Source organism: Microcoleus sp. AT9b-C3 (assembly GCF_036705485.1).
Classification (GTDB): Bacteria; Cyanobacteriota; Cyanobacteriia; order Cyanobacteriales; family Microcoleaceae; genus Microcoleus.
This window is the reverse complement of record NZ_JAUBUR010000019.1, coordinates 95,287-108,163: the sequence shown is the minus strand read 5'-3', so window position 1 is coordinate 108,163 and position 12,877 is coordinate 95,287. Positions and strand designations below refer to the sequence as shown.

Sequence of the window (12,877 nt, the reverse complement as noted above, 5' to 3'; positions counted from 1 at the left end):
CTGACAACACTGCATCTGTGCAGCAATGAAATTACCGACTTCAGCTTCCTCGGCTCGCTCACCAATCTGACAACACTCGATCTGGGCGACTATCAAATTACCGACATCAGCTCCCTCGGCTCGCTCACCAATCTGACAACACTGCATCTGTGCAGCAATGAAATTACCGACTTCAGCTTCCTCGGCTCGCTCACCAATCTGACAACACTGCATCTTAAGAACAATCAAATTACCGATATCAGCTTCCTCGGCTCGCTTACCAATCTGACAACACTGGATCTGTGCATCAATGAAATTACCGACATCAGCTTCCTCGGCTGGCTCACCAATCTGACAAGACTGGATCTGTGCATCAATGAGATTAGCGACATCAGCTTTCTCGGCTGGCTCACCAACCTGACAACACTGAATCTGTGCAGCAATAGAATTACCGACATCAGCTTCCTCGGCTCGCTCACCAATCTGACAACACTCGATCTCAGCGACAATGAAATTACCGACTTCAACTTCCTCGGCTGGCTCACCAATCTGACAACACTGCATCTTAACAACAATCAAATTACCGATATCAGCTTCCTCGGCTGGCTCACCAATCTGACAACACTGCATCTTAACAACAATCAAATTACCGATATCAGCTTCCTCGGCTGGCTCACCAATCTGACAACACTGAATCTCAACAGCAATCAAATTACCGACATCAGCGCCTTGCGTAAGCTCACCAATCTGACAACACTGGATCTGTGCATCAATGAAATTACCGATATCAGCTTTCTCGGCTCGTTCACCAATCTGACAACACTAAATCTCAACTACAATCAAATTACCGACATCAGCGCCTTGCGTAAGCTCACCAATCTGACAACAGTCGAGCTCTGGGGCAATGAAATTGCCCCTCTGTGCGTGTTAGGCGAACTCGCAGAGAAACGTCTTACTCTCTCGACTAGGCCAATTGATGCTCAAAAAGCCACAGAAGCAGTCAAAGTTGCCTACGCCGCTATTGGCTTAGAAGAACCCTCCGTTATTATTTGCAGCAGTCCCCGCGACGTTTGTCTCCAAATCTTCAACTGGCTCAAACGCGACCATAATAGATTGGACAAAAATCTAGACCGGAAATGGATGTCCCCTGTGGGAGAATTTGCAAGTCCGGCGGTGTGGAAGTATGAGCTCCGTAGCATGACAATCGAGTCCGAAGCAGACAGCACACTGAGTTGGCTAATGAGCGAATTGGTTGACAGCTATGTGCGATCGGAACGAAGGAAGGGGAATGTTTTTCGCGCTCATTTGTTCGGCCTGAGATCCCCTGAAACGCCCACGACTTTGTTTAAAGAAATCTATTTGACCCAATTGTATATATCTTCATTAGGCGTCAATATTTCCCAAAAGGCACAAGAAATACTTCGCTGCCAAAAGCTGCTTTTCGAGCATTGTGGTTTGATAATCCCTTTTGAAAAGTTTTGTTATGTGTGCGATCGCCCCCGCCACCTGCGCTTTGACAGTCAAAACCGCCTGCACGCGGAAGGAGAACCTGCGATCGAGTTTGCGGACGGATGGAATTTTTACTATTATCACGGCGTCGAATTGCCTGAAGAATACGGCGAAGTCCACCCAAATCAATGGCAATCGCAATGGCTCTTAACAGAAGACAATGCCGAGCTGAGGCGAGTGTTAATTGAAGGAATTGGTTACGATCGCATAATTCAAGAGTTGTCAGCAAAACAAATAGATAGTTGGCAGGAATATGCACTATTACAAATAGATGAAGCCGATGATTTCGAGCCGATTTGTTTGTTAAAAATGACTTGTCCGAGTACGGGATTCATTCACGCTTTGAGAGTGCCGCCTTACCTGATATCAGCTAGGGAGGCAATTCGCTGGGTAAATTGGGATATCGATCCAGAGGAATTTTCCGTGCAGACTTAATCTATAACAACTCTCAATCATTCATGAAGATTTGTAGGCGTAGTGTCCCCGTGCCTACCCCATTGGGGGAATTTACGCACGGGCGATCGGAAACGCTTTTTTTTTGGGAATAGTTAGTTATAGCACCTAAAAGCGACAACAACCCGGTTTCTTTGGTGTTGATGCGTAATATCCTGTTCGGTAGATTAGCGATTTGTCGTCGAGCGGGGGCAGGTTTATGAGATTGTCGGTTTTCGGCAATTATTGTCGGTGAACCTGCCCCTACAAGACATGGCATCATGTAAAAAAGGATCGGATCGATCGGACTTGATATAACTTCTGTTCATGCCAGGAATGTACCGATAAAACTTCATTCACCCTCCAAACATGGCAAAACAACTAGCAATAGAAACTCGCGGACTCACAAAACAATTCGATCGCCATATAGCCGTCAATGACATCGATTTGCAAGTAGCAGCAGGCGAAGTATGCGGACTGATCGGCCCCAACGGTGCCGGCAAAACTACTTTGCTGCGGATGTTGGCGGCGGCTGAGGAACCGACTATAGGGGAAATTTACATCAACGGGGATAGGTTATTGCGCGATCGATCGCACCCAATTCTCAAACAGCGCATCGGCTTTCTTCCCGACGACTTTCCCCTCTACGACGACTTGACTGTTTGGGATTATTTAGACTATTTTGCCCGACTCTACAACCTCCAGCAACCGCGCCGCCGAGAGCGAATCAACTCCGTGTTAGAACTCGTGCAACTAACCAACAAGCGCAACAGCTTAATTTCCACCCTGTCGCGGGGGATGAAACAGCGCCTCAGTTTGGGGAGAACTATTATCCACGAACCGCTATTGTTGTTGTTAGACGAACCCGTTTCTGGCTTAGATCCGATCGCCCGAATGCAGTTCCGCGAAATTATCAAAGTTTTGCAAGAAGTCGGCATGACCGTAGTCATATCATCTCATGTTCTCAGCGACTTAGCCGAACTTTGTACCTGGGTAGGCATCATGGAACTCGGATATCTGGTCGAAAGCGCACCGTTACAAGAACTTTACAAACGCCTCAGCCGCCAGCAAATTTTCATGTCGGTTTTAGGAAATAAATTAGAAGCGCTAACATCGGCATTAAAAAACTTTCCTTGGGTGGAAAATTGGGCAATAATCCCGGAAACTCAACAGGTGTGCGTTGATTTTTCAGGAAGCCCGGAAGATGCAGCAAATTTATTACGGGAACTCGTCGCCGCCAACATTCCCCTAACCGAATTCCACTGCACTCAAGAAGACTTAGAAACCATCTTCCTCAAGATGGGACACCAGCAAGCATCCTAAGAAGCTTTTTCCCCCGTTACCAAGATGAACCGTGAGTTATAACTAACTCATCACCCATTCCTCATAACCAATAACCAATGACACTCAACTTACTAGACAAAATAGGCAACTGGAATCCCCAGTTATTTCGAGAAATCAAAGGCCGCTTGAAGATTGGCAATATGGCGATCGCCTCCGCCTTTTCCCTAAGCGGTCAACTGCTGCTATTCATGTATTACAGCGCCCAGATACCCGTTACCCCTGCTAAGGGGGAGTACAATTACCCCATCTTTAACAGATTTTGCGCTTTAGAGACTGGCAATTACTATGATACAAACTGCGTCAGAGATGCCTTGGGCAACTTTGCCATTGACTGGCCCAACTGGTGGCTGGAGATATTCATTTGGCTGAGCATATTGAGCGTGTTAGCTTTATTAGTAGCGGGGACTTATCTGCTGGTCAGCGACTTAGACAAAGAGGAACGCCGCGGCACCCTCAACTTTATTCGCCTCAGTCCCCAGTCAGCAAAAACAATTTTTCTGGGCAAAATTCTCGGCGTCCCAATTTTACTGTATCTAGCAGCAATTCTGACAGTACCGCTGCATTTGTACGCTGGATTAGCCGCTCAAATACCCCTGAATGAAATTTTATGTTTCTACACAGCGGTTGCAGCTAGCTGTGCTTTGTTTTACAGCAGTGCGATGCTATTTGGATTGACAACCAGTTGGTTGGGAGGATTTCAACCTTGGTTGGCTAGCGCTACGGTTTTTGTTGTGTTTGGGATTTCTTGGCTGCCACTCACGCGAGCTGCTTGGGATGTGTTACATTTTTTGTCTCCCGTTGCTATGCTGAGATATCAACTTTTTATAGTTGATAAAACTGATTTCGATTCGTTAATTGAAAACTTAGACAAGTTGCAATGGTTTTACTCGCCAGTGGGTACAAATATTGCGAGTGGTCTTGCTTTGTCTCTCTTGGTTTGTGGTACAGGAACCTACTGGATGTGGCAGGGATGGCAGCGCCGCTTTCCAAATCCCAGTGCTACAGTTTTGAGCAAGCGGCAAAGTTATTTGCTAGTTATCTGCTGTCAGGTAATATTTTTAGGGTTTGCACTCCAATCAGACCCCCCATACAACGCTAATCTCATCTGTTTACTTATCTTGAATTTGGTGATGTTCTTAGCTTTAATTGCAGCTTTAACATCTGACAGACAATCATTGTACGATTGGGCGAGGTATCGGAAACAAATCGTTCCCAGCAATCAGAAGCTGTGGCGGCGCTACCCACTACTCGATTTAATTTGGAGCGATAAAAGTCCGGCTGTAGTTGCGATCGCGATCAATTTCCTCAGCTCAGTAATAATTTTAACACCTTGGGCGCTGTTGGAAAAACCTGAGATAAACGGGTTTTGTGGTGTAATTGGCTGTCTGAATCTCATCCTAATTTACGCAGGGATCGCCCAAATATTCCTATTTACAAAAACCCGAAATCATGAAATTTGGGCCGTCGGGGCAGTCGGCAGCGCTATCTTGTTGCCACCTGCGATCTTATGTATGCTCTTATCTATGCCCTTGCTCACCCTAGTAGAAGCTCCTATTTTCTGGCTGTCTTCAGTATTTGGCGTTGGGTTTTCGTCGTCTCTGACAGCCGCGTCAGGAAATACGATTTTGCTCTCCATACTCAGTCAGTGGAGTGTCTTGGTCTTGTTGAATCTCAAATTGCGATCGCAACTGAGACTCGCAGGGCAATCAGCTTCTAAAGCACTGCTGAAAGCTTGAAAAAGCAGGGGAAGGGATCAAACGTGAAACTCCGATTCAGGCAGGGATTTAAACCCCTGCCTGAAACCTTAAGTCGTATGAAAACGACTGTTTAACTAACTTATTATACTAATTCCGCATTTATAATCCACTTTATATTGAGCGATGGTGGTCGCCGCTACACACACAAAGCCCACCTTCGGAGGCTTTAAGATTAAAGTTGAAAAATAATTTCTGACTGGACAGATCCAAAATTATAGAGTCAGCGTATATTACTAATGAACGCAGTACAAAATTTCATAGGTTCGCACCGCTAAAAATTTCAGCTTGCCTGTTTGCAGTTGAGCTGCGATCGCCCTTGCCGACACAGCAAACTATAAAATACTGCTAAGTGGTCTGTATTTAGGAGTGAGTTTATTTCAATCCGGGGGCGGGTTTATGTATCATTTGATCGACCTGTAATACTTTGATTACAACCCACCCCTACAGCCGAAAATAAGAAAAACTATCCTAAAAGTGCTAATTTGTGATATTTTGACTGAGAATACCGCCGCCGTTAGGCAACAGAAGTATCCAAAGTATCAAATTTAGAGGGTAATTAGATCGTGGCAGACATTAGAGGCAGCGCACAAGCAGACTTGCTAGCAGGAACTCCAGAAAATGACCTAATTTTTGGTTTGATCGGCAATGACACCATTACCGCCAACTCTGGTAATGACAGTATTTATGGAGGAAAACAAAGCGATTTAATTGATGGCAATTTAGGTCAAGATTCGCTGTTTGGAGATTTAGAGAACGACACTATTAACGGCGGAGACGGTAACGATTTTTTAGTGGGCGGAAAAGGCAGCGATTCCATATCGGGCAACTCCGGCAATGATGTTTTGTCGGGCGATCGAGATACTGATGTCCTGATAGGCGGAGACGGGGCAGACGTATTTGTTTTGAGGCGCTACGCGGAGGCAGATCCTGGTCGTACCAGCGGCGGTGTTAGTTTGGCAAATGCGGACGCGATCGCCGATTTTGTACCAGGTACAGATTTAATCGGTTTGGGGGAAGGTCTCAGTTTTAGCGACTTAAATATTCTCGAAGCTGGAAACAATACTGTTATCCAAGACCGCGTAACAGGAGAATTTATCGCTACCCTCCAAGGGGTGAGACAAAGTGCGATTAACCAGGCAAGTTTCACTAATAATATTAGCAGCGTTGTTCCCAATCCCCCGCCTCCAGCGCGGACAACGGCTTATGCTTTAACTCCTGCTAATCGGATTGTCGGTTTTAGTCTTTCCAATCCGGGAAGTGTGATCTCAGATTTGCCCGTGACTGGATTGCAAGCGGGAGAAAGTTTGCTGGGAATTGATTATCGCCCCGCTAACGGTTTGCTTTACGGTGTGGGTTCTAGCAATCGCTTGTATACTGTCAATCCGATGACTGGGGAAGCAAGTCCAGTCGGTAACGGGGAGTTTGCTGTTCCCCTAACTGCGGGGGCTGCGGGTTTTGATTTCAATCCGACAGTCGATCGAATTCGGTTTGTCAATGAAGCCGATCAAAACGCCCGCCTCAACCCAGATAACGGGGCACTTGTGGATTTTGACACGCTGGCGGGGGGAATTCAACTCGACGGGAATTTGACTTATGTTGCGGGCGATCGCAATTTTGGGTCAAATCCGGCTGCTGCTGGGGCTGCGTATGTGAATAATTTTGCAGGGGGAACTTCGACAACGCTGTTTGTAATTGACAGCGATTTGGATGTTTTGGTGCGACAAGATCCGCCGAATAATGGAGGGTTGAATACGATCGGATCTTTGGGAGTTGATGCTACTAGCGTTCTCGGCTTTGATGTCAGGAGTATTGGCGGCCGCGAGGTGGCAGTGGCGGCCCTGGAAGTTGGGGGCGTTTCGGGCTTGTACAATATCAATTTAAGTAGCGGTCAAGCTTCCTTTGTCGGTCAAATTGCCGACGGGAGACAGATTAACGGTTTGGCTTTGCCTTTGCCTACAGCTTACGCTTTAACTGTCAGAAATGGCGCTGAAACAATTGTCGGTTTTAACGAGGCGGCACCGCGGGCAATTCTCAGTGACGTGGCAGTTACAGGGTTGCAGCCGGGAGAAAGTTTGCTGGGAATTGATTTTCGCCCCGCTAACGGTTTGCTTTACGGCGTGGGTTCTAGCAATCGCTTGTACGCGATCAATCCCGTTACTGGGCAAGCAAGTGCAGTCGGTAGCGGACAGTTTGCTGTTCCCCTAACTCCGGGCGCTGCGGGTTTTGATTTCAATCCGACAGTCGATCGAATTCGGTTTGTCAATCAAGCCGGTCAAAACGCCCGCCTCAACCCTGATACTGGGGCACTTGTGGATTTTGACACGCTGACGGGGGGAGTTCAACTCGACGGGAATTTGGCTTATGCTGCGGGCGATCGCAATTTTGGCAATCCCGGCGCGGCTGCTGGGGCGGCGTATGTGAATAACTTTGCAGGGGCCAATTCGACGACACTATTTGCAATTGACACCAATTTAGACGTTTTGGTGCGCCAAGATCCGCCGAATAATGGAGTGTTGAATACGATCGGATCTTTGGGAATTGATGCTGGTACCGTTCTCGGCTTTGATATCAGGAGTGTTAACGGTAACGAGACGGCTTTGGCTGCGATCGAGGTTGGCGGAGTTTCCAGCCTATACAATATCAATTTGACGACCGGTCAAGCTTCGATCGTGGGTCAAATTGGCGACGGCAGGGGATTTAAAGGTTTGGCGCTAACTTTGATTTAGATTGTCGAGTCCGAGCGACGATCGAGTCCGGTTGAGCAGTTATAATTATTTCCCAGTGCAATTGCAGTGCGAGCTAGAAGTTCGCACTGCAATTCCCAATTCCCCATTCCCAATTCCCCATTCCCAATTCCCGATTCCCGATTCCCGATTCTCAATTTGAGTTAATCTATTATTTTGACGAAAAAGATAAAATGTTATCCCAAGTTTTTTACTTGCTGCGTTCTCGTGCTGACGGCAAATATATCAGCGCTTGTCCCAATCCAGATTCGGCGGTGAGTTACCTGCTGATGTTCCGCGAAGACTATGACGCTTTGAGTTATCTCAATGCCCACGCTGCTGATGTTGCCGATCGATTCGGGGTAGAATCGATTTCTGGTTCTTCTGTCAAAAAGCTGCTCGAACGTTGGGGATTTAACGGTGTGGGGGTTGTTCAAGACCCCCTGTTGCCAAATATTGAGTTTTTAACAACTCATTAAAGTTATTTTCCTTAAAATTGAACTCGAATCATGAATCTAAAAAAAAGGTTGCCACACTCTCCCCTTGCGATCGCCGGTTATTGCCTAATTATTGCGATCGGCATCATGTTTTGGGGCGGGCCGATTTCTGTAGCTGGATCAGTTGCAGAATTGAGAATTGGCGAAGGGTCTAGCTCTGAGTTAGCCCTTCGTGAAGGTCATCGAATCACGATCGTGTCCGGACATTCTTTTTCATGCGATTGGAAAGATGCCTCCAATAACATCAATCGATGTAGAACGAACCTGAAAGGTCGATCGCTTGAGATTGAATTTAAGGAAGGATGGATGGAAGTAGTACCGGAGTGTAATATTAGATACAGCGGACAATCGTTTCAATGCGGCGCTTTTTATGACATGCGCCACAAATCCAATCAAGCCGATCTCTGGATAGAAAATTCTCTGGGCTTAACAGACTTCGATCGAATTTGGCTTTTTTTAACCAATCCATTAGCCAATCTCTTCGGAAATATTACCGAAATGGATTGGAATAATATAACACCTATTTTGAGTTGGGTAGTAGCCATTCTAATTGCAGCGGCACTCGGTTTGCACTTTATGCAAACACCCAGGGTTGGGTCGAGATTTGCAGGTTTCATTCTAATCGTGCCGATATCAATATTAATCAGACCGATCGTTGGGTGGTTTACACTATTAGTCTTGATACTAACCAGACACGTTGATTGATAAAGTAATAATAAGTAATAGACATCTCCCATAATTATTGTGGAACAGGCCGTCCAGCCTGTTCTTCACAGCCTTTTTGGAAGATGTCTAATAAGTGATAAGTGATAAGTGATTAACTCTCGAATTATAATTTCCATTTTCAAGCGCGGAAGCAAAGAGAGTAGTCATGCGATAAAGCCGTTTCCCGAATTCTCGGATGAGATTCAAAATAGCGTTATCGATCGCCTCGCCTTAAACGGAACTTACACCGTGTAATGGCTGTAGCGATCGCCCGATCGACCTTCCCGAGTCCGAAGCCCCATATTTAGTGCAAATTGTCAAATTTATCAAGCTTTCACCCTAAATCTGAATCCTGTTGTATATTCATAGTCTGTTGATATATTCCGACACGTCAGTACACAACCTATGGTTCGAGAATTAGAGCGATCGAGTGCCAGCGAGAAACGCAACCCGTCCGATTTCCCCGAAACAGCACCCGCAGCCAATCCAGTATTTTTTAGGACTTACAGCCGCCGTACCGAGACGGGAAGGGAGACTTGGGCCCAAGTGTGCGATCGAACAGTCAAGGGGTTGGCATCGCTGGGAAACCTCACCCCCGAAGAAACACAACTGCTGCACCGGATGCAAAACCAGCTCAAAACCCTCGCTTCAGGCCGCTGGCTGTGGGTAGGTGGCAGCAAATGGATCGAGCAACCAGAGAATTTTTCCGGCGCATATAATTGCTCCTCAACAAATATTCTCGACTGGCGTTCCTTTGGTTTGTTGATGGATTTGGCAATGATGGGCTGCGGCACTGGGGCAGTATTGGAACCACAATATATCAACCAACTGCCGCCGATTCGCAACCGTTTAACTCTAACCATGCAAGGCGAAATCGGCTCTACACCCGCCCAGTCGCGCCGTCAAGAAACCGAAGTAAAAATAGCCGAAAAAACCGCAATTATTTATGTCGGAGATTCTCGCCAAGGTTGGGTAAACTCCTATCAAACTTTGCTGGAATTATCCACAGATGAAAGATTTGCAGGAGAAGTTCAAGTATTCATCGATTTGAGCGACGTTCGCCCGGTGGGAGAACCTTTAAAAGGTTTTGGCGGAGTAGCAAATCCGGTGAAATTGCCCGACCTTTATCAGCGCTGCGCCGCAATTTTGAATAAAGCTTTAGGGCGGCAGTTAAATTCAGTTGAATGCTGCGTGCTGATAGATGAAGCTGCAGTGACAATTGTGGCTGGCAATATTAGGCGCAGCGCGGGGATTCGGCAATTTGATTCTAGTGATGAACTGGGCGCAAATGCTAAAAATAATCTGTGGCAGCAAGATGAAAATGGCAACTGGAAAATCGACCCAGATCGAGATGCTTTGAGAATGGCAAATCACTCTCGCGTTTTTCATCATAAACCGACGCGGGAAGAGTGTATTGATGCCGTTCGCCAACAGTATTATAGCGGAGAAGGTGCGATTCAATGGTCTGGGGAAGCCATAGCAAGATCTAACTGTGATATCTTAACAAGTCCTGAACTCAAGGATGAATTTCTCAAAGCCTACGCTCTTGGCAACAGTAAGCATTGGTTGCAAAAGCATTATCCTCACATTTCTGAAACTGAAATCAATCACCGTTTGGCTCGCTATGGTTTAAACCCTTGTCATTCGGGCGACACATTAGTTTCGACTGACCAAGGATTAGTCCCTATCAAAGATTTAGTTGGCAAGCATTTTAAAGCCTTAGTTGATTTGCGGTCTGTGGGACTAGATGGGTTGAAATTAACTGATGCGATCGCCTTCTCTACTGGTGTACAGAATACCTACTCTATCACACTAGAAAATGGGCTTCAGATGAGATGTACTGCTGACCATCAACATTTTACCGATCTAGGTTGGGTAGCAACCAAAGACTTAACCCCCGATCGCGCTATCTTCATCCAGAGAGGGGAAGGGAGTTTTGGGCAAAGTACGATCGGAGTCACTCAAGCTCAAATGTTAGGTTGGTTGTATGGAGATGGTTCAATTTACCAAGGAGCTAAAGGCTTAGACGCAGTATTCTACATGAATCAAAACGAATATTCAACTGTATTTCCTGTTCTATTTGAAGCCGTTGAATCTTTGACAGGCTATCGCCACAAGCCCAGTATAGTTAAAGGAGTCTATACTTTTCACAGCGGCTCACCTTTGATGCACTCATTCCTTGAAGAATTAGGGATTCAGTCTAAAGACTGTTTGCCGAATACATTTCTATCTCAATCAAAAGAGGTAATCATTGGTTTCCTTCAGGGATTGTTTTGTTCCGACGGTAGCGTGAGTATTAAAGCAAAGCACATAGAACTTCGCAACCGTTCTCAGGAATTACTGAAACAAGTTCAACTATTGCTGCTCAACTTGGGAATCAAAAGCAGTTTAAAAATCAAGGCAAAACCAGGTGGTAAAGGAGTTCCATATACTTTAAAGGATGGCACTGAGAAAGTCAGTAATAACCGAGGGAGTTGGCGAATCATAATTTACTCAGGAGATGGAGCCAAAAACTTCTGTAAATTGATTGGTTTCCCACTTGTGCCAGAAAAACAACAGCGTTTAGAGCAACTTGCTCTCAAACTGCCAACCAGGAATTACAGCGAAGCAGTTGTCAAACAGCGCTATACTTCAAAAGTGAAAAGTGTAGAAGAGTTCGGAGAAGAACCAGTCTATGACCTCCATGTTCCCTTAACTCACTCTTTCATTGCTAATGGTTGTATTACTCACAATTGTGGGGAAATCATCGGCTCGAATTTTCATTGCAACCTTTCGGAGGTTCACCTCAATCAACTTGACCCTTACAACTTCAAAGAACAGGAGGAAGCTTTCAGGGCTGCGGCTCTATCTGTTGCGGTACTTCTCAATCACAAGTTTCTCGAACCGCGCTATCAATACAGCCGCGAACTAGACCCGATTGTCGGCGTATCTTTCACGGGATTGTTCGATTTCTTCGTTCACGCTTTCGGCGTTGAGTGGCTGCGCTGGTGGGTGGAAGGCCGCCCGCAAACTCCGCAAGGAATCGCTTTTAAACAGCGGGAAGAAGAGTATTTGAGTGGTTGGCGGGAGATTGTGAATCGGGTAGTATGGGATTATTGCGATCGCCATTCCTTAAAACGCCCAAATCGCTGCACAACCGTTCAACCATCGGGTACTAAATCTCTGCTGACAGGTGCTTCGCCGGGGTGGCATCCGCCGAAAGCGCAGCGTTTCATTCGCCGAATCACTTTCGGCAAAAATGACCCCGTAGCCCTCGCCTGCATCGACTACGGATACAATGTGATTCCGTCTCAATCTGACAAGGATGAAAACGGCAATTTGCTGAACAATCCCTTTGATGAACGCTGCACGGAATGGCTGGTAGAAATACCTGTTGCGGTAAGTTGGGCTGATTTACCCGGTGCTGATGAAATTGACATTAACAAGTTCTCAGCGGCGGCACAAATGGACTTTTATATGCAGGTGCAAAAGTTCTATGTCCGACACAACACTTCGGCCACAATTGAACTGCGCGAAAATGAAGTAGAAAGTTTGGGCACTCGGATTTATGAAGCGATTCGCGATGATGAAGGCTACATTTCTGCAGCGCTTTTAGCTCGGTTTGATGCTCTTGAAACTTTCCCGCGTCTGCCCTTTGAACCGATAAACAAAGAAACTTACACCAAGATGGTGGAAGAGACTTTAGCGCGCCGCGAAATTGATGTTTTTCACGCGGCTTTGAGTCGCTATGACTTAGGTGAAATGATGGATTCGGGGCCGGCGGGTTGCGATTCTGATAAGTGTCTGATGCCGGAGACTAAGGCTATGTAATAGCCTTGAAGGAAATCCCCCAAATGGGGGATTTTTTTATGTTTAATTGCAGATAAACGATAAAATCGTAGATACTGTCTTGGTCGGTCAAGGGGTAGCGTTCAAATAATTAGGATCGAAA

6 protein-coding genes and 2 pseudogenes are annotated in these 12,877 nt (G+C 46.2%); all 8 read left to right on the top strand.

Annotated elements, in window-relative coordinates; all coding sequences use genetic code 11:
- Nucleotides 1-885, top strand: a pseudogene (locus QUB77_RS31800) (leucine-rich repeat domain-containing protein); the annotation flags it as partial.
- A 468-nt stretch (nucleotides 886-1,353) separates the two neighbouring features.
- A pseudogene (locus tag QUB77_RS31795) lies at nucleotides 1,354-1,923 on the top strand (DUF6745 domain-containing protein); the annotation flags it as partial.
- 366 nt (nucleotides 1,924-2,289) lie between these two features.
- The gene (locus tag QUB77_RS18160; protein WP_333175479.1) at nucleotides 2,290-3,243 is read left to right on the top strand and encodes an ABC transporter ATP-binding protein; all 954 of its coding nucleotides are present in this window, start codon (nucleotides 2,290-2,292) and stop codon (nucleotides 3,241-3,243) included.
- Between the two features lie 77 nt (nucleotides 3,244-3,320).
- Entirely contained in the window at nucleotides 3,321-5,000 is a 1,680-nt protein-coding gene (locus QUB77_RS18155; RefSeq protein WP_333175482.1) for a hypothetical protein, read from the top strand.
- Nucleotides 5,001-5,584: 584 nt separating this feature from the next.
- Entirely contained in the window at nucleotides 5,585-7,747 is a 2,163-nt protein-coding gene (locus tag QUB77_RS18150) for a DUF4394 domain-containing protein (protein ID WP_333175484.1), read from the top strand.
- Between the two features lie 191 nt (nucleotides 7,748-7,938).
- Nucleotides 7,939-8,223: a hypothetical protein gene (locus QUB77_RS18145; protein ID WP_332996423.1), complete on the top strand. Its 285-nt coding sequence runs from the start codon at nucleotides 7,939-7,941 to the stop codon at nucleotides 8,221-8,223.
- Nucleotides 8,224-8,253: 30 nt separating this feature from the next.
- Nucleotides 8,254-8,946 (top strand): hypothetical protein, encoded by a 693-nt coding sequence (locus QUB77_RS18140; protein ID WP_333175487.1) that lies wholly within the window; start codon nucleotides 8,254-8,256, stop codon nucleotides 8,944-8,946.
- Between the two features lie 405 nt (nucleotides 8,947-9,351).
- A complete protein-coding gene (gene nrdJ, locus QUB77_RS18135; RefSeq protein ID WP_333175490.1) occupies nucleotides 9,352-12,756 on the top strand; it encodes a ribonucleoside-triphosphate reductase, adenosylcobalamin-dependent in 3,405 nt (1,134 codons plus the stop codon).
- Nucleotides 12,757-12,877: the final 121 nt, after the last annotated feature.

Coding starts and splice junctions, on each gene's coding strand:
- QUB77_RS18145 (WP_332996423.1), top strand. CDS start 7,939: ATGTTATCCCAAGTTTTTTACTTGCTGCGTTCTCGTGCTGACGGCAAA.
- QUB77_RS18140 (WP_333175487.1), top strand. CDS start 8,254: ATGAATCTAAAAAAAAGGTTGCCACACTCTCCCCTTGCGATCGCCGGT.
- nrdJ (WP_333175490.1), top strand. CDS start 9,352: ATGGTTCGAGAATTAGAGCGATCGAGTGCCAGCGAGAAACGCAACCCG.
- QUB77_RS18160 (WP_333175479.1), top strand. CDS start 2,290: ATGGCAAAACAACTAGCAATAGAAACTCGCGGACTCACAAAACAATTC.
- QUB77_RS18155 (WP_333175482.1), top strand. CDS start 3,321: ATGACACTCAACTTACTAGACAAAATAGGCAACTGGAATCCCCAGTTA.